At 38.1% G+C, this 26,107-nt stretch carries 26 protein-coding genes and 2 tRNA genes; all 28 read right to left on the bottom strand.

Features of this window, described 5'->3' with window-relative positions:
- Window positions 1-10: 10 nt before the first annotated feature.
- A complete protein-coding gene (gene pheT, locus FIT79_RS02370) occupies window positions 11-2,362 on the bottom strand; it encodes a phenylalanine--tRNA ligase subunit beta (RefSeq protein ID WP_139875487.1) in 2,352 nt (783 codons plus the stop codon).
- Between the two features lie 12 nt (window positions 2,363-2,374).
- Window positions 2,375-3,358: a phenylalanine--tRNA ligase subunit alpha gene (pheS, locus tag FIT79_RS02365; RefSeq protein WP_139870168.1), complete on the bottom strand. Its 984-nt coding sequence runs from the start codon at window positions 3,356-3,358 to the stop codon at window positions 2,375-2,377.
- A gap of 60 nt (window positions 3,359-3,418) precedes the next feature.
- Window positions 3,419-3,781 carry a 50S ribosomal protein L20 gene (rplT, locus tag FIT79_RS02360; protein ID WP_028817793.1) on the bottom strand — a complete coding sequence of 121 codons (363 nt, stop codon included), beginning with the start codon at window positions 3,779-3,781 and terminating at the stop codon, window positions 3,419-3,421.
- Between the two features lie 10 nt (window positions 3,782-3,791).
- Window positions 3,792-3,989, bottom strand: coding sequence for a 50S ribosomal protein L35 (rpmI, locus tag FIT79_RS02355; protein ID WP_028817792.1), 198 nt, complete (start codon window positions 3,987-3,989; stop codon window positions 3,792-3,794).
- Window positions 3,990-4,044: 55 nt separating this feature from the next.
- Complete coding sequence (infC, locus tag FIT79_RS02350) at window positions 4,045-4,539, bottom strand: translation initiation factor IF-3 (protein ID WP_478210059.1); 495 nt, start codon at window positions 4,537-4,539, stop codon at window positions 4,045-4,047.
- Window positions 4,540-4,645: 106 nt separating this feature from the next.
- Window positions 4,646-6,553, bottom strand: coding sequence for a threonine--tRNA ligase (gene thrS / locus FIT79_RS02345; RefSeq protein ID WP_028817790.1), 1,908 nt, complete (start codon window positions 6,551-6,553; stop codon window positions 4,646-4,648).
- A gap of 81 nt (window positions 6,554-6,634) precedes the next feature.
- A tRNA-Val gene (locus FIT79_RS02340) sits at window positions 6,635-6,711 on the bottom strand.
- A 40-nt stretch (window positions 6,712-6,751) separates the two neighbouring features.
- A complete protein-coding gene (locus FIT79_RS02335; protein WP_139875486.1) occupies window positions 6,752-7,600 on the bottom strand; it encodes a sugar nucleotide-binding protein in 849 nt (282 codons plus the stop codon).
- Window positions 7,591-7,878, bottom strand: coding sequence for a DUF2818 family protein (locus FIT79_RS02330; protein WP_139871233.1), 288 nt, complete (start codon window positions 7,876-7,878; stop codon window positions 7,591-7,593). Before FIT79_RS02330 ends, FIT79_RS02335 begins: the two co-directional genes overlap by 10 nt.
- Window positions 7,879-9,330, bottom strand: coding sequence for an NADH-quinone oxidoreductase subunit NuoN (nuoN, locus tag FIT79_RS02325; RefSeq protein WP_139871231.1), 1,452 nt, complete (start codon window positions 9,328-9,330; stop codon window positions 7,879-7,881).
- Window positions 9,331-10,833, bottom strand: a complete 1,503-nt coding sequence (locus FIT79_RS02320; RefSeq protein WP_139875485.1) for an NADH-quinone oxidoreductase subunit M — start codon at window positions 10,831-10,833, stop codon at window positions 9,331-9,333. It lies immediately after the preceding gene.
- A 1-nt stretch (window position 10,834) separates the two neighbouring features.
- Entirely contained in the window at window positions 10,835-12,838 is a 2,004-nt protein-coding gene (gene nuoL, locus FIT79_RS02315) for an NADH-quinone oxidoreductase subunit L (protein ID WP_139875484.1), read from the bottom strand.
- A gap of 4 nt (window positions 12,839-12,842) precedes the next feature.
- Window positions 12,843-13,148 carry an NADH-quinone oxidoreductase subunit NuoK gene (nuoK, locus tag FIT79_RS02310; protein WP_139867318.1) on the bottom strand — a complete coding sequence of 102 codons (306 nt, stop codon included), beginning with the start codon at window positions 13,146-13,148 and terminating at the stop codon, window positions 12,843-12,845.
- The gene (locus tag FIT79_RS02305; RefSeq protein WP_139867315.1) at window positions 13,145-13,771 is read right to left on the bottom strand and encodes an NADH-quinone oxidoreductase subunit J; all 627 of its coding nucleotides are present in this window, start codon (window positions 13,769-13,771) and stop codon (window positions 13,145-13,147) included. Before FIT79_RS02305 ends, nuoK begins: the two co-directional genes overlap by 4 nt.
- Window positions 13,772-13,773: 2 nt before the next feature.
- Window positions 13,774-14,265, bottom strand: a complete 492-nt coding sequence (nuoI, locus tag FIT79_RS02300; protein WP_046487522.1) for an NADH-quinone oxidoreductase subunit NuoI — start codon at window positions 14,263-14,265, stop codon at window positions 13,774-13,776.
- Window positions 14,266-15,285: an NADH-quinone oxidoreductase subunit NuoH gene (nuoH, locus tag FIT79_RS02295; RefSeq protein ID WP_420886384.1), complete on the bottom strand. Its 1,020-nt coding sequence runs from the start codon at window positions 15,283-15,285 to the stop codon at window positions 14,266-14,268.
- Between the two features lie 13 nt (window positions 15,286-15,298).
- A complete protein-coding gene (gene nuoG / locus FIT79_RS02290; RefSeq protein ID WP_139875483.1) occupies window positions 15,299-17,689 on the bottom strand; it encodes an NADH-quinone oxidoreductase subunit NuoG in 2,391 nt (796 codons plus the stop codon).
- The gene (gene nuoF, locus FIT79_RS02285; protein WP_139875482.1) at window positions 17,686-19,005 is read right to left on the bottom strand and encodes an NADH-quinone oxidoreductase subunit NuoF; all 1,320 of its coding nucleotides are present in this window, start codon (window positions 19,003-19,005) and stop codon (window positions 17,686-17,688) included. The genes nuoG and nuoF overlap by 4 nt, the downstream gene beginning before the upstream one ends.
- Entirely contained in the window at window positions 19,006-19,479 is a 474-nt protein-coding gene (gene nuoE, locus FIT79_RS02280) for an NADH-quinone oxidoreductase subunit NuoE (protein ID WP_139871220.1), read from the bottom strand.
- 3 nt (window positions 19,480-19,482) lie between these two features.
- Window positions 19,483-20,733 carry an NADH-quinone oxidoreductase subunit D gene (locus FIT79_RS02275; RefSeq protein ID WP_028817750.1) on the bottom strand — a complete coding sequence of 417 codons (1,251 nt, stop codon included), beginning with the start codon at window positions 20,731-20,733 and terminating at the stop codon, window positions 19,483-19,485.
- Window positions 20,726-21,319 (bottom strand): NADH-quinone oxidoreductase subunit C, encoded by a 594-nt coding sequence (locus FIT79_RS02270; protein ID WP_028817751.1) that lies wholly within the window; start codon window positions 21,317-21,319, stop codon window positions 20,726-20,728. Before FIT79_RS02270 ends, FIT79_RS02275 begins: the two co-directional genes overlap by 8 nt.
- A gap of 3 nt (window positions 21,320-21,322) precedes the next feature.
- Complete coding sequence (locus FIT79_RS02265) at window positions 21,323-21,799, bottom strand: NuoB/complex I 20 kDa subunit family protein (protein WP_028817752.1); 477 nt, start codon at window positions 21,797-21,799, stop codon at window positions 21,323-21,325.
- A 3-nt stretch (window positions 21,800-21,802) separates the two neighbouring features.
- Window positions 21,803-22,159, bottom strand: a complete 357-nt coding sequence (locus FIT79_RS02260; protein ID WP_028817753.1) for an NADH-quinone oxidoreductase subunit A — start codon at window positions 22,157-22,159, stop codon at window positions 21,803-21,805.
- Window positions 22,160-22,198: 39 nt separating this feature from the next.
- Window positions 22,199-22,283 (bottom strand) — tRNA-Leu (locus tag FIT79_RS02255).
- 19 nt (window positions 22,284-22,302) lie between these two features.
- Entirely contained in the window at window positions 22,303-22,653 is a 351-nt protein-coding gene (gene secG / locus FIT79_RS02250) for a preprotein translocase subunit SecG (protein WP_028817754.1), read from the bottom strand.
- Between the two features lie 18 nt (window positions 22,654-22,671).
- Window positions 22,672-23,424: a triose-phosphate isomerase gene (gene tpiA / locus FIT79_RS02245; protein WP_139867305.1), complete on the bottom strand. Its 753-nt coding sequence runs from the start codon at window positions 23,422-23,424 to the stop codon at window positions 22,672-22,674.
- A gap of 69 nt (window positions 23,425-23,493) precedes the next feature.
- The gene (recJ, locus tag FIT79_RS02240; protein WP_139875481.1) at window positions 23,494-25,176 is read right to left on the bottom strand and encodes a single-stranded-DNA-specific exonuclease RecJ; all 1,683 of its coding nucleotides are present in this window, start codon (window positions 25,174-25,176) and stop codon (window positions 23,494-23,496) included.
- Window positions 25,166-26,086 (bottom strand): hypothetical protein, encoded by a 921-nt coding sequence (locus tag FIT79_RS02235; protein WP_139875480.1) that lies wholly within the window; start codon window positions 26,084-26,086, stop codon window positions 25,166-25,168. Before FIT79_RS02235 ends, recJ begins: the two co-directional genes overlap by 11 nt.
- Window positions 26,087-26,107: the final 21 nt, after the last annotated feature.

Here is a 26,107-nt window from a genome sequence, read left to right as displayed (position 1 = left end):
AAATATGGGATTAGTTGCGGAGCGTTGCGCCAAATTGTTTTTCAAGTAATTCAACGATTTTTGATACAGAAGAATCAGCTTCGCTATCAACTAATGTCTTTGAAGTATCCTGCATAAGTATCAGAAATGCAACACTTTTTTTGTTTTCGGCGATGCCTTTTCCTTGGTAAAGATCGAACAAAGCCATTCGATTTAAGAACGGGATTTTAGCCTTAAATACAGCATCTAAAATCGAATCGACCTCGACTGACTCATCTACCACGATGGCAATATCACGTCTTACGGGAAGGAATTTTGAGATATCTTCGTATTTAAACGCTTTATCTTCTAAAAGCTTCTCTATTTTTAACTCAAAGATAAAGGGGGCTTTTGGAAGAGAAAAGTGTTGCTGCCATTTTGGATGCAATTTACCTACCCAACCTATCGACTGACCGTCTAAAAAGACTTCTGCAGACTGTCCGGGATGAAGCGCTAATGGTGTTTTATCACTTCTTTTAAATGTGAGTGATTTAGACGTTAGAGCTTCAACATGCGCTTTCATATCATAAAAATCAATCTCGCGTATCTTGTCAGCCCATTGCTCAGGCAAAAAGCTACCGTAACTTAAACCAGATATCACTTCGGTCTCAATAAAATCTTTTTTTGCGCCTTGGAAAGTTTGTGCAATTTCAAAAATATTTAATCGCGATACTTGTCGATTTAAATTATAAGTTAAGACTTCAAGATGACTTCCCCACAATGATGATCGCATCGTCGACATCTGACTTGCTATTGGATTTTGTAATTGAATAGGGTTTAAATTTCCGTGCAATGCTTTTTCAATCTCATCTTCAATGAAACTATAAGTCACTACTTCATAAAAACCGCGTGATGTGAGTGCTTCTTTAAGATCTCGCTGACATGGTCCAGAAGAGGGTAACATCGCCTGATGACTCACAGGATGATGAGAAGGTATTTTGTCATAACCATATAAGCGAACTACTTCTTCAATAAGATCTTCTTCAATCGCAATATCAAATCGATAAGAAGGTGGTGTGACTTTAAAACCTTCGATAGTTTTGTTCACTTCAAAACCTAACTGATGGAATATCTGCTCAACATCTTGGCTCGGTACTTCAATGCCTAAAATAGCATTTAATTTTTTAAGTCTTAGATGGATTTCATTACGCTTTGGTAAAGCGTTTAAAACTTCTGAGATCTCACCTGCTTCACCGCCACAGTATTCGATAATAAGAGATGTAGCTCGCTCTAGCGCATGTCGAGTGTTCGAAAAATCAACCCCTCGTTCAAAACGGTAAGATGAATCTGTAGATAAGTTATACGCTCTTGCTTTACCAGCAATCACAATAGGATCAAAAAAAGCGCTTTCTAAGAAAATATTTCTAGAAGCTTCGGTCACTGACGATGACAACCCACCCATCACACCTGCAAAAGCAATTGCACCTGAATTATCTGCAATCACTAAATCTTTTTTAGATAATTTAATTTTTGTGTCATTGAGCAAATGGATAGGCTCTTCAGGCTTTGCGAATCTCACCACAACATCACCTTGCAATTTGTCATGATCAAATGCATGAAGGGGTTGTCCAATTTCAAGCAATACATAATTAGTGATATCCACAATCGGACTGATTGATTTAATATTGGAGCGCTCGAGTCTCGAGATCATCCAATCAGGTAATAATTTGGTATTGTCTACATTTTTAATGATGCGACCACAGTAACGAGGGCATGCCGATTTTTCTTCGACAACTATATTTTTCTTTTCACTTTGCTTGATCGGATTCACTTCATAGGTGATAGGAGATAGTGAAGATTGACTAATGGCAGCGACTTCTCGGGCGACACCCCATAAACTCAAACAGTCGCTTCGATTGGGTGTTAATTTTAATGTCGTAATTTGATCATTAAGATCAAGTGCTACTCTTAAATCAGTACCATTTTTTAAATCATGGCTTAATTCTAAAATGCCTTCAGCTTCTTCAGCCAATCCTAATTCTTTTAACGAGCAAAGCATACCGAATGATTCAACGCCACGAACTTTTGCTTCCTTAATATCGATGGAAGGTAATGTAGCACCTACTAATGCGCACGCCACCTTAATACCCTGTCTTGCGTTTGATGCGCCGCATACAATTTGTAATGTCTTGTCTCCGATATTGACATCGCAGACCTGAAGTCGATCAGCATCAGGATGTTTTTTAATCGAAACAATCTCACCCACCACCACATGAGTAAAAGATGCGCCTAGAGGATGAGATTCATCAACATCTAAGCCTGCCATAATCATGATGTGGTTCAGCGCATCACTATCCAGTGATGTATTCACATATGACCTTAACCAATTTTCAGAAAATTGCATATTGAGATATCTTTAAATAAATTGCTGAAGAAAGCGTAAGTCGTTATTAAAAAAGTGGCGTAAATCTTGAACACCGTAACGCAACATCGTTAAGCGCTCCACCCCCAATCCAAAAGCAAATCCTTGATATTGATTTGAATCGATACCTACATGTTTAAATACTTCTGGATGTACCATGCCGCACCCACCAATCTCAAGCCAACCGCCCTTCCAACTCATATCCATTTCAGCAGAAGGTTCTGTGAATGGAAAATATGAAGGTCTGAAGCGCACTTTCAAATCTTTATTCTCGAAAAAGTTTTGGAGAAAATCTTCGATGACACCTTTAAGGTCTGCGAAGCTTACTTGTTGATCAACCCACAAACCTTCAACTTGATGAAACATCGGTGAATGTGTTGCATCTGAATCAACGCGATAAACGCGACCTGGTGAAATAATTTTTAAGGGTGGTTTATTTTTTTCTAAATGACGAATTTGCACAGGGGATGTGTGCGTTCTTAATACATAAGATTCATCAATATAGAATGTGTCATGCATCGCGCGTGCTGGATGTGACTCAGGAATATTCAGCGCAGTGAAATTATAAAAATCAGATTCAATTTGTGGTCCATGTGCTACTGAGAAACCGATGGAATGAAAAAGAGATTCAATGCGATGAAGCGTTTGCGTGACTGGATGTAGGCTTCCTCGATCTTCTTTTCTTGAAGGTAAAGTCACATCTAATGATTCCTCTGCAAGCTGTTTCGCCTGCGAGGCATTTAAAATAGCTTCTCGTCTTTTTTCTAAAGCTTCTTCAACGCCTTGTTTAACGACATTGATCTCAGCACCTACTTTAGGTCTTTCTTCCGCAGATAATTTACCAAGTGATTTAAGCGCTTCAGTTAAGACACCGCTTTTACCTAAGTATTTAGCTTTTGCTTGATCAAGGTCCGTCACAGAATGGCACTGATCAAAATCTTCACGGGCTTCTTTTAAGGTGTGTTCGAGATTATTCATTGACTATTATTTTAATAAAAAAAAGGAGGCTAGAAGCCTCCTTTTAAAAATTAATAATTTTTATGCTGCTCCTGAACCAGATTTAGCAATTTCGACAAACTTAGCAAAAGCTGCTTTATCGAATACTGCCATATCTGCTAATACCTTACGATCCACTTCAACAGAAGCTTTCTTAAGGCCATTCATGAAACGGCTATAGGTAAGACCACATTCACGAGATGCTGCGTTGATACGCGCAATCCATAGTGTTCTAAATTGACGTTTTTTCTGACGGCGATCACGGTATGCATACTGACCTGCCTTCATCACTGCTTGTTTAGCTATACGGTATACGTTTTTACGACGGCCGCGATAACCTTTAGCAAGTGCTAAAACTTTTTTATGTTTCGCTCTAGCGGTGACACCACGTTTTACTCTAGGCATATTATTCCCCTTATTGAGTTGGCATCATCGCGCGAACGCGTTTGATATCGGTTGCTGAAATGAGGACAGTGCCTCTAAGATTACGTTTTTGTTTCGTTGTTTTTTTGGTCAAGATATGACGTAAATGAGAACGTGTTCTCTTTACCATACCACTTCCTAAAAACTTGAAGCGCTTTTTCGCGCCACTTTTTGTTTTCATTTTTGGCATTTTGATCTCCTTAGTTAGAGTAATAAGAGTGCTTAGGCATGCCGTTTAAGCCGTATCACTCAGAAACTTTTGCTTCAGTGGTTTTTGGTTTGACTTTTTTTTGCGGAGCCAGAACCATCACCATTTGTCGACCTTCCATTTTCGGAAATTGTTCGACGACTGCGTATTCCATTAAATCATGTTCAACACGTTTTAAAATTGCTAAACCGTATTCTTGATGCGTTATTTCTCGACCTCTAAAGCGCAAGGTGATCTTTGCCTTATCGCCGTCTGAAAGGAACCCAATGAGGTTTCGTATTTTGATGTTGTAATCACCATCATCTGTTCCCGGTCTAAACTTCACTTCTTTAATCTTGACCTGCTTCTGTTTTAAGCGGGTTTCGTGTTGCTTCTTACTTTCTGCATATTTAAACTTACCGTAATCAAGCAATCGACATACGGGAGGTTGGGCTTGTGGAGCAATTTCCACTAGATCGATATCTATCTCTTCTGCTTTTGCAAATGCCTCAGCTAGTGTCACTATGCCAAGCGCTTCGCCGTTTACGCCAATTAATCGAATTTCTTGAGCTGTAATGTCTCCGTTAATTCTGACTTCTTTCTCTTGAGCGATAACAAATCCCCTGTAAATATAAAAGAAAAACCGCGCTACCTTGTTGCTAGACTTTAGTTTGAACTTCCTGATTTAGTCGATCAATCAATGACTTAATCGACATGGATCCTAAGTCTTCGCCTTTTCGGGTTCGCACGGCAACTTGCCCAGCTTCCATTTCCTTTTCCCCTACAATTAAGAGATAAGGAATCTTTTGTAAGCTATGTTCGCGTATTTTATAGGTTATTTTCTCATTTCTCAAGTCAGAATCGCATCGGATGTGGTTTTTCTTGAGTTCATCCATGACTTTTGAGGCGTAGCTTGCATGTGCGTCAGCAATATTAAGGATAACCGCTTGTGTCGGGGCAAGCCAAAGAGGCATAGCACCCGAGTAATGCTCAATAAGAATCCCAATAAAACGCTCCATAGAACCTACAATAGCCCGATGTAGCATCACAGGGTGCTTGCGGCTATTGTCTTCCGTGACATATTCAGCGCCTAGGCGTTCAGGCAAGTTAAAGTCGAGCTGGATCGTACCGCACTGCCAAAGACGACTTAAGCTATCTTTTAGGGTAAATTCGATCTTAGGTCCATAAAAAGCCCCTTCTCCAGGCTGAAGGTCAAATTCAAGCTTATTTTCCACTAAAGCAGCTTTAAGGGCAGATTCCGCTTTATCCCAAGTTTCGTCAGCACCTACACGTTTCTCAGGGCGAGTGGATAATTTCACTAAAACGTCCTTAAATCCGAAGTCTTGGTAGGCTTTAAATAGCATGACAATAAACTTAGCCACTTCATCTTTAATTTGTTCTTCTGTGCAAAAAATATGAGCATCATCTTGCGTAAATCCACGAACACGCATTAAACCGTGGAGCGATCCTGATGGTTCGTTACGATGGCATGAACCAAATTCTGCAAGCCTTAGAGGTAAGTCACGATAGCTATGCAGAGCGTTATTAAAAATTTGAATATGACCAGGGCAATTCATAGGCTTCACCGCATAGTCTCTATTTTCAGAAGAGGTTGTAAACATATTGTCGCGATAGTTTTGCCAATGCCCAGATTTTTCCCACAAAGTCTTATCCATGACTGTTGGGGTTTTAACTTCTTGATACCCATAATCTAAGAACATTTTTCGCATGTAATGTTCAACTTCTTGCCAAATCGACCATCCCTTGGGATGCCAAAACACCATACCAGGTGCTTCATCTTGCATATGAAATAAATCGAGTTGCTTTCCTAATTTACGATGATCTCTTTTTTCCGCCTCTTCCAACATGAAGAGATAGTTTTGCAAGTCTTCTTTATTAGTCCATGCAGTGCCGTAAATTCTTTGTAGCATTTCATTTTTAGAGTCGCCACGCCAATATGCACCAGCCACTTTCATTAATTTGAATACTTTTAATTTTCCAGTTGATGGCACATGTGGGCCTCGACAAAGATCTGTAAATTCACCTTCGGTGTATAGAGAAACTTCCTGATCAGCTGGAATAGATTCAATAATTTCAGCTTTATAATTTTCTTTAATTGATTTGAAATATTTCACTGCATCATTACGCAGCAATACTTTTCTTGTGATGGGTAAATCGCGATTAGCAATTTCTGTCATCTTCTTTTCAATACTTTCTAGATCTTCTGGTGTGAAAGGTCGTGTATATGAAAAGTCATAATAAAAACCATGTTCAATGACAGGGCCAATCGTTACTTGTGCATCCGGAAATAACTCTTTTACGGCATACGCTAAAAGATGGGCAGTTGAATGACGAATAACCTCAAGCCCTTCAGGATTTTTGTCAGTAATGATTGCAAGATCGCTATCCTGACGAATGACGAATGAAAGATCGACAAGCTGATCATTCACTCGGCCTGCGAGAGCTGCGCGCGCTAGTCCAGCGCCGATGTTTTGTGCAACTTCTGCGACGGTAACGTCACCTTCAAATTGTCGCTTAGACCCGTCTGGTAATCTTATTTCAGGCATAGTTGAATTGAATCATTTAGCATTGCATCATTTTATAAGCTTTTAAGCATTCTTGATAGCTTGAGCCATGAGGCAAAAAATTGGTAGGCGCGATTGGAATCGAACCAACGACCCCCACCATGTCAAGGTGGTGCTCTAACCAGCTGAGCTACGCGCCTAAAGAATTTAGGAGTTTGGATTCTATCCTATTGAAGAACCCTAATCAATGATCGCTTCGTAACCATATGTAAAATCGGGGTACTTTAATTCAAATCCACTTTGATTCAACAAAACAGATTGCAATTGTTTCCCGCTTTCCAAGATCGGAACTTCAATAGTATCGGTTGTTAATTGCAGACGATTTCTGATCCACGTTAATACGTCATATTGTTTAGTCGGCACACCATCCGTCACAAGATAAAGTGACTCGATAGGTTCATTCAGCATAATTCGATTTATAAGAAATACAATAAAACGCGCAGCATCTTCTTCGTGAATTCGATTAGACCAATTATTAGTTGCAGGCCAATTACCTGGATTACTTTGGGCCAATTGAATCATACGCGTTCGATTAGGGCCGTAAATACCAGACAAACGTAATATAGTGGCTTTATCTTTTAGTTGGCGGGCAACCGTTTCAGCTTCTAATAAAGCTTCACCTCCATAATCAGAAGGCTCTGCTATATCAAGCTCACTTAAAATCTTAGTCGTTTTTTGTCCATAAACTCTTGTACTTGAAACAAAGAAAAGATGCTTGAATTGATCAAGCTCTAAAATCGCTTTGTAAGTATTTTTTAAGCCCGCTACATAATGCTCTTGGTAACTTTCAATTGACTGAGTATCTGCAGAAACAGCGTAGATAATAATTTCAGGATTTATTAACTTAATGGCATCAATAGCTTCAGTTTTTAAAATATCAACTTGATGCATTTCGATAGAAGGGGGTGATTTTCTTAAACTTCGACTAAATCCATATAATTTAAATATATCAGGATCAGCATTTTTGACGATTGAAAAACCGAGTTGACCGCAGCCTACAATTAAAATTTTAAGAGATTTTATTTCCAAAGCGTTTTAAAAATAAATCCAGGAAAAGAGAAAACTAAAAATAAAAAGAAAGTCACCGCATAAAATTCCCAAGCTTGCGATTGAATATGTCCTATCATTTTAAGCTCTGCAAAAAGTAAAATGCCACCGGTAATAAAATACAGAATCACCACTTCAAACAAAGCCCAAGAAAAAGGTTTTTTATGGGATGTAAATTTCTTAATAAAAAGAAAGTCACTAAACATCCAAGGGATATTGGCCATGATGATCGTAATCAGAATGAGTATTGATTGCGTCATTTAATGAAGACTCAAAGCTACTGCTTGCGTTGTTGCTTGCATAAATGTATGGGGTACTAAACCAATAACCAGAAGTGCTAATGCGTTAGCCGATAAAATCCATTGCATATCCATTGGGACATCTAATTTACCTTTTAATTTTGGCTCATCAAAATACATCAGCTTTACAATCCTCATATAATAAAACATCCCTATCAAGGCCATCATAACTGCATAGACAACAAAAATTGCAAAGCCCGCATCAAAGGCCGCTTGAAGCACCATGAATTTTGCATAGAACCCTATGGTAGGAGGTATACCTGCCATGCTCAACATAGTAATGAGCATAAGGAATGCATACCAAGGATTTCTCTTATTCAAACCTTTAAAATCCTCAAGCAGCTCACACTCAAAATTTTTCCGAGACATCATCATGAGTATTCCAAAAGATACAAGAGTCATAAACATATAACTCACAACGTAAAATAAACTAGATGCATAACCATTAAGTGTACCGCTCATCAAGCCAAAAAGAATAAAGCCAATATGAGAAATCGTTGAGTATGCATACATACGTTTAATATTTGTTTGTGCAATAGCTGTGATATTTCCAATACCAATGGAAAGCACCGCCATAATGAGCATCATTTGTTTCCAATCAACCATCATAGATTGAAGTCCTTCGCCTAGTATACGAAGTGTAATTGCAAAAGCTGCTAATTTAGGTACAGAACTAATGAGCATGGCAATTGATGAAGGTGATCCTTCGTAGACGTCAGGGACCCACATTTGAAAAGGTACTGCGCCTAATTTAAATGCAAGGCCGGCGACCACAAAGACCAGACCTAGTATAAGAATTGCATGGTCTGTAGGATGATTCAATAATGTTGTTGAAATAACGCTTAAATCTAGACTCGAGGTCGCACCATAAATCATCGACATACCGTATAGAAGAAGACCTGATGCAAGAGCACCTAATACAAAATATTTAATTGCTGACTCAGTGGCTTTTTGGTTATCACGATCAAGGGCCGTAAGAGAATATAAACATAAAGAGAGAAGCTCTAAGCCCATATAAACAAGAAGCATGTTATGGCTTGAGATCATAATCATCATGCCCAGCAATGCAAATAGAACGAGCGCAAAGTATTCGCCACGATATAAATCCCGATCTTTCATGTAAGACCGGCTATAGAAAAAAATAAGTGAGGTGCCTATATAACTTATCATTTTTAAAAAATCTGCCAAGCCGTCACGAACAAACATATTTGAAAAAGCAAATTGTGTTTCGTGACTAAAATGTTGGCCAGTTAAATAAGCACCGCCTAATAAAGTGAATTGAGATAAAGCAAAAATAATCCAACGCGAAGAAGGCTTAATGAATAAATCTGTCATCAGCACAACCATTGCCATTGAAAGCACAAAAATTTCTGGCAAGATTAAAAAAAGATCGGATTGAATAAGTTGATTCATTTATATATCCAAAGGTAATGGTGTGACTGGTTTTATCAAATGCATATGCTCTAGAAATTGAACTGTCGTTGCATTTGTCATATCCGTAATAACTTTTGGGTAAACACCCACTAAAATAATGAGCACTGCCAATATAGACAGGATAAAGAATTCACGCCATGAGATATCTTTAAGTGCACTAATTTTTTGATTACGTGGTTCGCCATAAAATACGCGCTTCACCATCCATAAAGAATAAGCAGCACCGAAGATCAGAGAGCTTGCCGCTATTAATGCAATCCAAAAATTGTTTTGCATCGCACTCATGATCACCATAAATTCTCCTACAAAACCTGAAGTACCAGGAAGCCCACAATTGGCCATGGCAAAAAATACAGCAAAAGCTGCAAAGGTAGGCATTGCGTGAATGACACCACCATAATCTGCAATCTGTCTTGTGTGTAATCTGTCATATAAAACACCTACAGATAAGAACATGGCTGCAGAAATAAAACCATGAGAAATCATTTGAACGTACGCACCCTCAATACCAATTGCATTAAACATAAATAGACCTAGCGTGACAAAGCCCATATGTGATATCGATGAATAAGCGATCAATTTTTTCATATCTTTTTGCACAATAGCAATCAATGCAATATATAAAATAGCAATGAGTGACAAAGTCACCATAAAATCTTTTAAATAAATCGCGGCTTCAGGTGCAATCGGCATTGCAAATCGCATAAAACTATATGCGCCTAATTTCAACATCACTGCTGCCAAAACAACTGATCCACCAGTAGGTGCTTCAACGTGAGCATCAGGTAACCATGTATGCAAAGGCCACATAGGAATTTTTACTGCAAAAGCCATAAAGAAAGCTAAGAAAATAAAGATCTGCGGATAGAGACCTAGACCGGCATTATAAAAATCTACTACCTCGAATGAATGTGTATGCAAGTAAAGGTAAATGAATGCGACTAGCATTAATAATGAGCCTAAAACGGTATATAAAAAGAATTTGATCGTGGCATAAATTCTATTAGGTCCACCCCAAATACCAATCACCAAGAACATAGGGATAAGCATTGCCTCCCAAAAAATGTAATAGAGCATGGCATCAAGTGCACTAAAAACACCAATCATGAGGCCTGACATGATCAAGAAAGCTGCCATGTATTGCGCAACTCTATCTTGTATTGATCGCCATGAAGCCATCACAACAATAACTGTAGTGAAGCTTGTTAAAAGAATTAACGGCACCGCAAAACCATCGACGCCTAAATGGTAATTAATATGAAAGGCAGGAATCCAATGAAAGAATTCCTGAAACTGAAACTGTCCAAATGAAAAATCAAATGCTGTGTAAAGTGGGATAGTGATTAAAAATGAAATCACGCTACTGAAAAGTGAAAACCATTTGGCTTGGGTATCACTCATTTTTCCACTTAATAAAAGTATAAGGCCACCTAAAAAAATAGGTGTCCAAATTGAGAAGCTTAGTAGGTGAGTTAAATTCATCTTATATTTTGATAAAGAAGGTTAAGAATAAAAATACACCTATCACCATCGCAAAAGCATAGTGGTAAATATAACCTGATTGAATCACACGTATTTTTTCTGCAAACTTACTAATTGATTTAGCAGTTCCATTCACAAGCCATCCATCAATAATTTTGACATCGCCAATTTGCCAGAATTTCTCACCTAAGAGACGACTGCCAAATGCAAAGAACTTTTCATTGAATGAATCAAAGCCATATTTGTTTTGTAACACTTTGTAAATTATTTGTGTGCGGTTAAAAATTACTTTAGGTAAATTTAAATTCACTTCATAACAGTAATAAGCAAAAGCAACGCCACTAAGTGCGAATAAGAAAGGTAGGCTTGTGATGCTATGCAAAGCCATACCAAAGGGTCCATGATAAATTTCTCTATAGTGATGGCTTAAGTATTCCATCGTAGGATGCGCTTCAATATCTAAGAAAATACTTTGTGCAAAAAAACTACCGAATAAAATTGGCTCGATTGTCATAAAGCCAATCACAACAGAAGGGATAGCGAGAAGCACTAATGGCAAAGTAACGCTTAACGAACTCTCATGTGGGTTATCTTTTGGACTTAAGCCATGATGATGATCGTCATGATGAGCAAGTTTTTGAAGACGCCACTTCTCTTTGCCATGAAACACAAGGAAATAAAGTCTAAAAGAATAAAAAGCTGTTACGAATACACCAACCAATACAGAAAAATAAGCGAAGTGACTTCCTGAAATGTGGGATAACTTCACAGCCTCAATCAAACTATCTTTTGAATAAAATCCTGAAAATAATGGCGTCCCTATTAATGCTAAAGAGCCAATCAAAAAAGTTATCCAAGTCACAGGCATGTATTTTTTTAAGTTGCCCATGTTTTGAATATTTTGATCGTGATGCATACCTATAATGACTGAACCAGCACCTAAGAAAAGTAAGGCTTTAAAGAATGCGTGCGTCATGAGATGAAACATAGCCACCGAATAAGCTGAAGCGCCTAACGCCACCGTCATATAACCTAATTGTGAAAGTGTTGAGTAAGCTATGACACGCTTAATATCATTTTGAATGATGCCCAATAAGCCCATAAACAAGGCTGTAATAGCACCAATGATCATAACGAATGAAAGCGCTGTATCAGAAAGCTCAAATAAAGGTGATGTGCGTGAGACCATAAAGATACCTGCAGTTACCATGGTTGCCGCATGAATCAGGGCTGATATAGGTGTCGGACCTTCCATCGAATCTGGAAGCCACACATGAAGAGGCACTTGTGCAGATTTGCCCATAGCCCCAATAAATAACAAAATACATATTACGGTAACCACATTAATAGGCTGACCAAATAACTGCATTGTATGGGCCGCCATAATGCCTGTACTTTTGAAAACCGTCGCGTAATCAAGAGAACCTGTCCAATATAGAATCAAAGCAATCCCTAAAATAAAACCGAAATCGCCGACGCGATTTACTAAAAAGGCTTTTAAGTTTGCATAGATTGCAGTGGGTCTCTCAAACCAGAATCCAATCAGAAGATATGAAACAAGACCTACCGCCTCCCATCCAAAAAAGAGCTGCATAAAGTTATTGCTCATGACTAACATCAGCATTGAAAAGGTAAACAAGGAGATGTAACTAAAAAATCTTCGATAGCCTGGGTCACCTTTCATGTAACCCATCGTATAAATATGAACCATCAAAGATACAAAAGTCACAACCACCATCATCATGGCAGTTAAATTATCAATTAAGAATCCGACTTCAAATTGATAGTGGCCTGTGACAAGCCATTGATAGATGGTTTGATTTAAAACTAAACCGTTTAGAGTCTCATTTAAAGTTATGCATGAGATAACAAACGCAAAAAAGACAGAGGCGATTGTCATGCTTGAAGCAAAATACTCTGGCAATTTTCGACCCAAAATACCCACGCAAAAAGATGCGATTAGGGGCAATAAAGGAACGGCTAGATATGGATAGATAGAATTCAAATGATTACCCGTTAAGACGATTTAAGTCGTCTACATTAATAGAGCGAGTATTTCTGAAAATTAAAACGATAATTGCTAAACCTATCGCAGATTCTGCAGCTGCCACCGTTAAAATAAAAAAAACAAAAATTTGACCAGCAATATCATTTAAATAATGTGAGAAAGCAATAAAGTTGATATTAACTGCGAGCAACATTAACTCAATCGACATAAGTAAAATAATGATATTTTTTCGATTAAGAAAAATACCCACCACACTGATTGTAAATAAAATCGCGGCAAGGATAAGATAATGCGATAAACCAATCATGTTCTCTCCTTCTTTTTAGGTTTTATGTATTTTTCTTCCGACTTCATTTGAACTAATCGCACTCGATCTTCTCGTTTTACAGCCACCTGATCACCAGGATTAGCCTTTTTACTATCTTTACGATCGCGAAGCGTCAATGCAATGGCTGAAATAATTGCGATAAGCAATACGACAGAAGCTAGCTCAAATGGAAGCACATAAGTTGAATACAATGTATTGCCTATCATTTCTGTATTCGATGTACTTGAAATTGATTCTGAAATAGGTGAAAGATTAAATTGTTTAGTTTTAAATACCATCACCATTTCAACCATCATGAGGACGCCAATAAATCCTGCCATAGGCAGATAATCCCAAAAACCTTCTCTTAATTTATCAAGATTAATATCAAGCATCATGACCACAAAAAGAAATAAGACCATCACAGCACCAACATACACAAGCACTAAAGCAATCGCTAAAAATTCAGCATGCAAAAGAAGCCAAATACCTGCAGCATTAAAAAATGCTAGAACAAGAGATAGCGCTGCAGTTACAGGATTTCTGGAAGTAATGACGCTTAATCCTGAAGCTAGAAGGACGAAAGACAAAACATAAAAGACGAAATCTTTAAACTCAAACATGTTTATCGAAACCTCTCATCTTGAGCGCGATCTTCCGCAATTTGTTTTTCATATTTGTCACCTACCGCAAGTAACATTTCTTTTGTATAAAGCAAATCGCCTCGCGATTCGCCGTGATAATCAAAAATTCTCGTCTCAACAATCGAGTCTACTGGGCAAGATTCTTCGCAGAAACCACAAAAGATACATTTAGTAAGATCAATATCGTAACGTGTTGTCCGTCTCGTTTTATCCTCGCGCTCTTCAGATTCAATAGTGATTGCCATTGCAGGACATACAGCCTCACATAACTTACATGCAATACATCGCTCTTCACCATTTGCATAACGACGGAGCGCATGAAGGCCTCTAAAGCGATTAGATTGTGGCGTTCTTTCTTCCGGATACTGAACAGTAATTTTTCTTGCAAAGAAATAACGGCCCGTAAGGAGCATGCCTTTAAGTAGCTCGATAAGCATCAAGCTTGATAAGAATTGTTTAGTTTTTTTAATCATTTAGTGAAATAAATATCCCCATGAGGTTTGCATCATGCCTCCAATAAATACAATCCAAGCAATGGTGATTGGAATAAAAATCTTCCAACCCAGACGCATAATCTGATCATATCGATAACGAGGAAATGTCGCTCTAAACCATAAGAAGAAAAATAATAAAAATGCGACTTTAATTAAAAGCCATAAAAAGCTATCTGGAATAAATGGAATGGGTGATAACCATCCACCTAAGAACATTAAAGCTGCAAGCATCGATACTAAAATCATATTTGCATATTCAGCCAAGAAGAAAACTGCAAAGGCCATGCCTGAATACTCTACGTGAAATCCAGCTACAATTTCTGACTCACCTTCAGCCACGTCAAAAGGCGCTCGATTTGTTTCTGCTACAGCACTAATAAAGTAAATGATGAATAAAGGAAATAAAGGCCAGATATACCAATGCCAAAACCCACCCTCTTGTCCCATGACAATTTTTCCTAAATTTAAGCTGTTGGCACACATTAAAACGCCTACTAAAGTAAATCCCATTGCAATTTCATACGACACAATCTGAGCTGCGGAACGTAAACTTCCTAAAAAAGCATATTTAGAATTTGAAGCCCAACCAGCAATGATTACCCCATACACAGCGATAGATGTCATAGCTAAAATATATAAAAGACTTGCATCAATATCTGCGATCACCACATTGAGATCGAAAGGAATGACAGCCCAGGCTGCAAAAGCTGGAGCAATTGCCAAAATGGGTGCTAAGAAAAATAAAACTTTATTTGATGCTGTAGGAAGAATAATTTCTTTAAATAGAAGCTTTAATGCATCAGCAATAGGCTGCAGCAATCCAAAATAACCGACACGATTAGGTCCGATACGGACTTGCATGTATCCAATCACTTTTCTTTCGAAATAAGTAAGGTAGGCCACAGATATCATCAAAGGCAAAACGACAGCTACAATTTTTAAAAGCACCCATAATGTTTTGGCAATATCAGGCCACCAAATTCCAAATATAGATGTCATCAAAGCATCCATCTTAAGATGCGCCCCTTGGAATTATTTTTTGAACTGTGATATCACCGTAAATATCAGCCAGATTAGCCGTTTCATCGATACCGCTTGGTATATAGATGGAGCCTTCTGGAATGCTTATGTCTTCAATAACCATAAGACTCGCCCATTGATTACCTTGCATAACTTTAATTTTATCGTTCGCTTTAAGTCTTAATGTTTTCATTTCTAAGGGATGTAACTTTGCATGTGCTTTTGATTTTTGAATCGCTGTTTGAAGAGATGGGGCTCTTCTTACAATTGGATCTATAAGGTATTGATGTATTTCACCAATGCGAGAGAATTGCTTTGGCTTCGTGTTGCGTATTTTGTAATCGCTTGTAATATCGATTTCATTAGAAAGCTCTTTTGAGATGAATTGAACATTAGATTTAATGCGCGCTTCTTTAACATCTAGACTCGATTCATAATCAAATCCTTTTAAGTCAAGATGATTAGCCAATACTCTTAACACTTTCCAGGCCGGTCTTGATTGACCTAAAGGCTGAGTAACAGCTGTGTAGCTTTGAACTCGCCCTTCTATATTAATGATCGTACCTGATGATTCTGTAAATGGTGAGATGGGGAGAAGTACGTCCACATTTTCAAGGTATTTCGAATTATATGAAGTTAATGCAACAGTGAAGTCTGACGAAACAATTGCATTTTCCATTAGCTGTGCATTTGATGCATCTAATTGAGGCTCAATATTTAATAAAATATAAGCTTTTAATTTTTTCTCTAACATCGTACGCGCATTTAAGCCGTCTTTTTCAGGGAGAACATTGATAGCATGAAGTCCGACACTATTTGCATAGCTTGGCAATAGAGCAAAAGTAGCTTGAGATAATTTTGAAATTTCTAAAGCAAGTTGATAGATGGTTGCATAATCTGGATGCTCTTGCGCTGCTTGGCCTAAAAGTAATGATGTATTATTTTTTTTACCTGCTAAAACATTTTTCATTAAATGCTCTGCTATTGCATCGCTTGTTTTATCTGTTTTAACTTTTTCGATATCAGCTTTTATAAATTTAATATCTTTTTTTAATATGCCTTTTATTTCCGTCATCGATTTTAAAATTTTTGCGAGCGCATAAGGGAGCTTATGTGGAGCCTGTATCATTTTCTCAGACACGGTCATAAGAGGATCTGCATCTATTGAGTTGACTATAAAAAGATTGGCGCCATGATTTACGGCCTTACGAATTCTTGATGCTAAAAGTGGCTGTTCATTTCTTATATTGCTACCAATTAAAAGGTATTGATCAAAGTGACCGATTTCATCAATACGACAACCCAGCCAAGGCGAGCCTTGATGCTTTATTGAAAAGTCCGATTGACGTATCCGATGGTCAATATGAGGTGACTTTAATGCGTTACTTATTTGCTTAGCTAATAAACCCTCTTCGATTGAGCTTTGAGGTGATATTAAGATACCTAATTCTTCAGGGCCATTATGATCTAGGACATGTTTTAATTTTTCACTTACAAGTGCTAAAGCAGTTTCCCAATCTGATTCTTTCCATTGACCCTTTTCTTTAATCATAGGAACTTGTAAGCGATCTTCACTATTCAAGCCTTCATATGAGAAACGATCACGATCAGAAATCCAGCATTCATTAATAGACTCCTCTTCACGAGGAAGCATTCTGATCACTTTGTTTTGTTTAATATGTGCTTCAAGAGGGGAGCCAAGACTATCATGGTGAGCAAAAGTTGTTCTTCTAATTAACTCCCATGTGCGCGCTTTATATCTAAATGGTTTACTTGTAAGTGCTCCTACAGGACATAAATCAATAATATTGCCAGAGAGTTCTGATTGAATGGATCGATCAACGTAAGCGGTAATTTCTGAATGCTCGCCACGACCGACCATACCTAGCTCCATCATACCGCCCACTTCTTGTAAAAATCTTACACATCGCGTGCATTGAATGCATCGGGTCATATCTGTTGAAATAAGTGGGCCTATATTTTTATTAAATACCACACGTTTTTCTTCCTTATAACGTGTTTGACCACCGCCAAATGCAACAGCAGTATCTTGAAGCTCACACTCGCCACCTTGATCGCAAATTGGACAATCTAAAGGATGATTAATGAGCAAGAATTCCATGACACTTTGCTGTGCCTCGACAGCAATCTTAGATTTTGTTGAAACCTTCATCCCATCTGAAACTTGCGTAGCGCATGCGGGTAATGGTTTATTAAATTTCTCTACCTCCACCAAACACATACGGCAATTTGCAGCGATCGATAATTTTTTGTGATAACAGAAACGAGGAATTGGAATTCCTGCTTTATCTGCAGCTGCAATGATCGTCGTATTTTTTTCTACTTTGATCTTCTTGCCATCAATTTCAATTGTGATTGTCATTTAGCTTTAATCATAGAATGACCATGCTGAATAAAATATTCAAACTCTGGTCTAAAGTGTTTAATAAAACTTAATACAGGTGTCGCGGCTGCGTCACCTAAAGCGCATATTGTCCTGCCAGAAATTTTTTTACTAACATCCGTTAAAAGATCAAGATCTTCCATAGTGCCTTTACCGTCGACAATTCTTTTGATGACACGATAAACCCAACCTGTTCCTTCACGGCAAGGTGTGCATTGACCACAAGACTCTTCATAAAAGAAATAAGAAAGACGTTTTAAAGCCGTGACCATACATGTTGAATCATCCATGATAATCACGGAGCCAGCACCTAAACTCGATCCAATCTTTTGTAATCCATCATAATCCATGGTTGCATTTTCAATGAGGGCAGCTGGAACAACTGCTGTGGAAGGTCCGCCAGGAATAACTGCTTTTAATTTTCTTCGATTCCACACACCGCCAGCCATATTTAACAATTCACTAAAAGGCGTGCCCATTCTAATTTCGTAATTACCTGGCATCTCAACGTGGCCTGATACAGAAAATAATTTAACACCGCCTGAATTTTCAACACCTAAATCTTGAAATGCCTGACCACCGTGCTCTAAAATCCAAGGAACTGATGCAAATGTTTCAGTGTTATTCACATTAGTAGGTTTACCGTAAATACCATAAGTTGCTGGGAAAGGTGGCTTATAACGTGGCTGTCCTTTTTTACCTTCAATCGATTCAATAAGGGCTGTTTCTTCGCCGCATATGTATGCCCCATACCCATGGAACGCGTACAAATCGAAACTAAAATCTGAACCCAAAATGTCTTCGCCTAAAAATCCATGGTCTCTTGCTTCGTCGAGTGCTTTTTCAAAAATCTCGTACTCACGCCAGATCTCGCCATGAATATAGTTGTAACCAGTGCGAGTGCCCATCACATAGGCAGCTATGAGCATACCTTCGATAAGTTGATGAGGATTGTATCTAAGAATATCGCGATCTTTAAATGTGCCAGGCTCACCTTCATCTGAGTTACATACAAGATATTTAATACCATCGTAATCCCGAGACATAAAAGACCATTTAATAGCAGTTGGGAATCCTGCACCACCGCGACCTCTTAAACCTGAAGTTTTTAATTCAGCTAGAATTTCTTCCGGCTTTATTTTCTTTTTAAGAATTTTTTTAAACTGCTCATACCCACCTACTTTCAGATAGGTTCTTATTGAACCTGGATCGTCATGGACCATAGTTCTTAGACAAACCAAATCTTGATTAGGAAAAATTTTATGCGGCTTAATGATGTCTATTTGCTTGACCATTTATTTAAGGCTCGCTATCAGCTTGTCAATTTTTTCAGTAGTCAAATGTTCATGCATAGTGTGATTGTTAATTAGGCATAAAGGTGCACCACTGCATGCTCCCATGCACTCACCTTCTTTAAGTGAAAACTTTTTATCTTTGGTCAACTCACCAAAACGAATACCTAATTTCTTTTCTAGGTGCTGAACAATTTCATCAGAATTTCTTAACATGCATGAAATATTGGTACATACAGTAATTTGATACTTACCCTTTGATTCTAAATTGAACATATTATAAAAAGTTGCAACTTCCATCACTGCAATTTCTGGCATCTCAAGATAATGTGCCACATCAGAAATATGTTCATGCGATAACCAACCATGTCTTGTTTGAACAATACGTAATGCAGAAATGACTGCGGATCGCTTTTGGCTATCCGGGAATTTCTTTAACTCTTTATCAATTAATTTAATGTCGTCAGCGTGTATCATTTTTTACCGATCAATCTCACCAAACACAATATCTTGTGTACCAATAATGGCAACTAAGTCAGAAATCATATGACCACGTGTCATTTCATCTAATGCTGCTAAATGAGGAAAGCCAGGAGCCCGTATTTTTAAACGGTAAGGTTTATTTGCACCATCTGAAATTAAATAAATACCAAATTCGCCTTTAGGGTGTTCAACTGCAGCATAGGCCTCCCCTGCTGGGATATGAAAACCTTCTGTAAATAATTTAAAGTGATGGATCATAGCTTCCATATCTTCTTTCATGGCAGCTCTTGGAGGAGGTGCTACTTTATGATTATCACTAATTACAGGGCCTGGATTTTTTCTTAGCCAGTCTATGCATTGCTTAATAATGTGATTAGATTGTCTAAACTCTTCAATACGAACGAGGTATCGGTCATAACAATCTCCATTAACACCAACAGGAATATCAAAATCAAGTTTGTCATACACTTCGTAAGGTTGTTTTTTTCTTAAATCCCATGCAACACCTGATCCCCTTAACATAGGGCCCGTCATGCCAAGCGCTATTGCTCGATCAGGATCAACAACACCAATACCCACTGTACGTTGTTTCCAAATACGGTTATCTGTTAACAACGTTTCATATTCATCTACATATGTTGGAAAGCGATTTGCAAAATCTTCGATAAAATCTAAAAGTGATCCGCTACGATTTTGATTTAAACCATCCAATTCTTTTTTGTTTTTCAAACTGGATTCATATTGAGGCATGCGATCAGGGAGGTCGCGATAAACACCGCCAGGACGATAGTATGCTGCATGCATTCTGGCACCTGATGCCGCCTCATAACAATCGAAGAGATCTTCTCTTTCACGAAATGCATACAAGAAGACAGTCATAGCACCTACATCAAGCGCATGTGCGCCTAACCATAATAGGTGATTTAAGATGCGCGTAATCTCATCAAACATTACACGAATATATTGTGCGCGAAGGGGTACATCTATATTGAGCAATTTTTCAATAGCCAAAACATAAGCATGTTCATTCGCCATCATGGATACATAATCTAAACGATCCATATAAGGAACGGTTTGTAAGTACGTTCGATTTTCAGCTAGCTTTTCTGTGCCACGATGCAGTAATCCAATATGAGGATCTGCACGCTGAATTACTTCGCCATCAAGCTCTAATACCAATCGCAACACGCCATGTGCCGCAGGGTGTTGAGGACCAAAATTCATTGTGTAATTTCGAATCTCAGCCATTATGGAAACCTTCTTCACGAATGATTCGTGGGACGTTATTTCTTTCTTCGATGGAGACGGGTTGGTAAATCACACGTTTTTGCACATCATCGTAACGCACTTCAACTTTACCAATCATCGGAAAATCTTTTCGGAATGGATAACCTACAAATCCATAATCAGTGAGTATGCGTCTCAAATCGGGATGGTCGGCAAACATAAAACCAAATAAATCGAAAGCTTCACGCTCATACCAATTAGCAGCTGGCCATAAATCTATAATTGATGGGAACAATGGAAAATCTTCTTCTTGAGAAAAAGTTCTTACACGAATCCGATGATTATGTTCAATCGATAAGAAATGGTAGACGACAGCAAAGCGAGATTTCGTCCAAGTGCCTTCGCCATAATCCTTGAAATCAACTCCACAAAGATCAATTAACTGCGCAAATTGAAATGCTTTGTGTTGTTTTAAAGTTTTTAAAGTAGGTAGGAGATCATCGATCTTTACTTCAATTGTAAGTTCATTGTGCTCAATAGATGCTTGAATGATTTCTTTACCAAAAATAGATTTTATTTCTTTAAGTAAAGTTTCAACTGAGCTCATGAATTAGCGCGCAATCGTATTGGTTCGTTTAATTTTGTTTTGAAGTTGAATGATCCCAAACATGAGAGCCTCGGCTGTTGGCGGGCAACCAGGCACATACACATCTACAGGAACAATACGATCACAACCACGAACCACTGAATAAGAGTAATGATAGTAACCACCACCATTTGCACAAGAGCCCATTGAAATAACCCAGCGAGGCTCCGCCATCTGATCATAAACTTTTCTTAATGCGGGTGCCATTTTGTTCACTAACGTTCCTGCCACAATCATCACATCTGACTGCCTTGGGCTAGGTCTAAATACAACACCAAATCGATCTAGGTCATATCGAGCTGCACCAGCATGCATCATTTCAACAGCGCAACAAGCCAAGCCAAAAGTCATAGGCCATAAAGATCCTGTGCGTGTGTAATTAATAAGGGTATCTAGATTTGTAGTGACAAATCCTTTTTCCATAATGCCTTCAATGCTCATTCGCTATTCCCAATCAAGGGCACCTTTCTTCCATTCGTAAATAAACCCAACAACTAAAATAGCTAAGAAAATCATCATGGCAATAAATCCAAACATACCAATTTTTTGAATGACTACTGCCCAGGGGAAAAGAAATGTTATTTCAAGATCAAATAAAATAAAGAGGATAGCGACAAGATAATATCGGACATCAAATTTCATACGCGCATCTTCGAAAGCTTCGAAGCCGCATTCGTATGGGGAATTTTTTTCACTATCAGGTTTATTAGGTGAGAGAATGCTGCCGATGAGAAGAGGCCCTGCACCAACCGCAAGTCCTACGCATATGAACAATAAAATTGGAAAATAATTTTCCAGCACAGCGATTCCTTAAACAAATACCACATGATTTTCTTAATTTGGTGCCGTCGGAGAGACTCGAACTCTCACGACTTTCGTCACTACCCCCTCAAGATAGCGTGTCTACCAATTCCACCACGACGGCTTTATAGATTTAACAGTCTCTATTTTGGGATATTTTGAGCGCCACTTGATGAATTCGACTGAGCTTCACCGCTTTTAGTTTCAGAAGGTTTTTGCACTTCTGATGACCCAGTTGTTTTCACCACACTTCCGGTGCCTGATTTTTGACCTGCGATGAATGCCAAGGAAATGCTGGTCAGAAAAAAGACTAAAACAAATATTGCTGTTGTTCTACTTAAAAAATTCGATGAACCACTTACGCCGAATAAACTACCTGATGATCCGCTTCCAAAAGCGGCACCCATATCAGCGCCCTTGCCGTGTTGCATCAGCACCAAACCAATGACACCTAAGCATGCAATCACATGAATAATTGTTACTAAATTTTCCATAATCCTATTTTCTTTGATTTATATTTCGGCTGAATGACAAATAGACTCAAAATCACTTGCATTTAAAGATGCTCGCCCTACGAGTCCGCCGTCTACGTCTGGCATAGAGAATAATTGTAACGCATTTTGGGGGTTTACGCTCCCTCCATAGATGATTTTAAGGCTCTTTATGACCTTAGTATTTGAGGATAATTTCTCACGAATAAATTGATGCATCGCTTGCGCTTGCTCAGGTGAAGCCGCCAAATCAGAGCCAATAGCCCATATAGGCTCATAAGCAATCACGGTCTCGTCGAAAATTTCTTCGCCATACATTTCAATAATCGTATCAAGCTGCTTAGATACGACCTTTTCCATGATGCCAGCTTCTCTCTCAATTAAAGTTTCACCTACACAGAGAATCGGCGTCATGCCTGCTTTTTTAACCATCATAAATTTAGTGGCAATATTTTCATCGGACTCGCAATAAGCTGTACTTCGCTCTGAGTGGCCGATGATCACATAGCTTGCACCAAATTCTTTGAGCATAGAAACGCTCACTTCGCCTGTAAAAGCGCCTGACTCAAACTTAGCCACGTTCTGAGCGCCCCAAAAAATAGGTGAATGCTTTAGGTAGGATTGTGTTTGAAACAAATAAGGATAAGGGGCACAGACCACAATATCCACCGAAATTGCTTGGGGGATCTTTTCTGCCAAGGCCTTAAGAAGTCTTTCGTTAGACGCCAAGGAACCATTCATTTTCCAATTACCCACAACGATTTTACGTCTCATGACAGTCTCTTAAATAGTTTGTTAAATTTTACTTTGTTGGGGCAGGATGGGCAATTAAGGATGTCATCTTTAGGTCAACATCCTTAATTGAATTTGAATTTTTTTATTGCCATTAAACTCATTAGAATCAACCTGATAGATCGCTTTAATCTTTCTAGGGAGATGCTCACTGTGATTAAAATAAATAGCTTCAAATACCTTATTTTGTAGTAAAAGATTTAACTTTAAATGTTTATCTGCAAGGATTCTTTGCTCAACAACTTCAAACTCACCTTCAAAAATAGGAAGCGGAAAACCTTGTCCCCACACTTGTGAATTGATATGTTCCACATCTTCATAAGTTACTTCTGAAAAATTAAGCGCATCATCAACTTCAATAGTTAACTCAAGGTCCTCTGAGGTAATTAAACCCTGGACTGTTTCTTCAAAGAAATGAACGAAGCGATCAAAATCCTTTTCTTTTATAGTGAGCCCAGCAGCCATCGCATGACCACCAAACGTGATCAGAATGCTTGGATCCTTTTTCGAAATAAGATCAAGTGCATCTCTTAAATGGAGCGATTGAATAGATCTGCCTGAGCCTTTAAGAATACCTTCTTCAGACTTAGCAAACACAATGACGGGGCGATGATATTTATCTTTGATACGGGAAGCAATAATACCAATCACACCTTGATGCCACGTGGAGTCATAGAGAGCGATACTGAATTGAGCCTCACAATTCAAATCATGTAATTGAATAGATGCACCATCTTTCATTTCAGATTCAATCGATCTTCTTTTGAGATTTAAAGCTTCAAGTGATGATGCAATTAATCGGGCATCCTCATAACTTTCAGACAAAAGACATTGAATACCTAAAGTCATATCATCTAATCTTCCTGCGGCATTAAGTCTTGGTGCAATGCTAAAAGCGAGATCAGAAGTATGAAATTGCGATGGATTTTTTTTAGTTAATGCCATCAGTGCTCGAATACCAGGATTAGCCTGGCCTGATCTGATTCTTCGAATGCCGTATTCAACTAAAGTACGATTATTCCGATCTAAAGGGACTAAATCTGCAACTGTACCCAAAGCTACAAGGTCGATTAACTGCATTAAGTTAGGCTCAATATTATCTTTAAAATAATCTCGTTTTCTAAGTTCAGCTCTCAAAGCTAGCATCACATAAAAAATAACACCTACCCCACATAAGTATTTACTTGGAAATGAACAGCCATGCTGATTAGGATTCACAATACATTTAGCATGCGGTAATGTTTCACCAGGAAGATGATGATCTGTGACCAACACATCAATCCCATATTGATTGGCTTGATTTACTCCCTCTACACTGGCGATACCGTTATCCACGGTAATAATAATTTTAGGATTTTTTTCTTTCGCTAAATCAACAATTTCAGGTGTCAAACCATAACCAAATTCAAACCGGTTAGGAACCAAGTAATCTACCTCAGCGCCCATCATCTTAAGCGCTCTCACCCCTACAGCCGTTGAAGTTGCACCATCAGTATCATAATCACCAATGATAAGAATTTTATGTTTTTGTAAGATAGCGTCAGCTAAGATAGATGCCATCAAGGTATTATTAGTTAAAGCTTCCGGTGGGATAATTTTCTCAATCAAGAGTGTGGCGTCATCAATATGCTTAATGCCACGTGCTGAATAAAACTTTGCCAAATGACGATTAAGCCCTGCATTCACAAGTGCATCTAAAGCAGTATGGTCAATTTTTTTTGATTTAATGAACATTGAAATAATTTTTTACGGTATTGGTTTTTTTCCATACTTTAAATAGCTGTATGAATTGATTGTTAATATGCAAAAGCTGATCTTGGTAACTCAAATAAATATTTAAATTCCTTATTTTTCTTTTTTTAAAATTATTCCATATCATTTCTAAAATACGATCTAACTCATCGTCATCTTCAAAGACAATTAATGTGTCTTGATTACTATCATCTTGACGAAACTTATCTAAACTTTGAAGAGAACTATTTGTATCAATCGACAATAACTTTTTTAAGAAGTCGGTATTGGAAAAAATAGCTCTGTATGGATTTTGAATAACCTGAGGTATGACACCGCCGCCCGAAAACCAAATGCTATTAGACGGTAGAAGTTCTCGACGAATCCTGTCTTGATTGAAAGGATGATCAAAAAGAAACATTTGAATTTCATTCATAAATGCATGCCATGCCATAGCTTCATCACCTTGCGGCATAGATAGTTCAATAGACTGACGCTTGATATGTGCAATCGACGTCGTTTTAATATGAGGCTGTTTTTTTAACTCAAGAAATAACTGCCCTTGATCGTTGAAGACAAATGCACGAGCGTCATCTTGAAATGTCTCATTCAGGGCTTCGCATAAACTTTTGATTTCTTTTTGAGTAAAATCCTCTGTTAATTTTTTTTCCAAAAAAAATGTATCCCTTTGAAGACTTAAATACACAGGGTCTGCATAGAGATAATAATGTGTTTGATTTTTCCGATAGTCCACCGAAGCTAATGGGTAATCTGGATTAGGTTTGACGCCCAATAAATGACATAAAAATTCTTCGTAGGAAAAATTTAAAGACTCCGCTTCTCCTATCGTTAAAAATCGATCAAGTATTGGATGATCTTCAAGAGAAGCTTTGCAAATAAGTGTTGTATTCAAACTACAAGGAAATAATAGAAT

It is taken from the genome of Candidatus Methylopumilus universalis, from assembly GCF_006365315.1.
Classification (GTDB): Bacteria; Pseudomonadota; Gammaproteobacteria; order Burkholderiales; family Methylophilaceae; genus Methylopumilus; species Methylopumilus universalis.
This window is presented reverse-complemented; position numbering and strand designations above follow the sequence as displayed.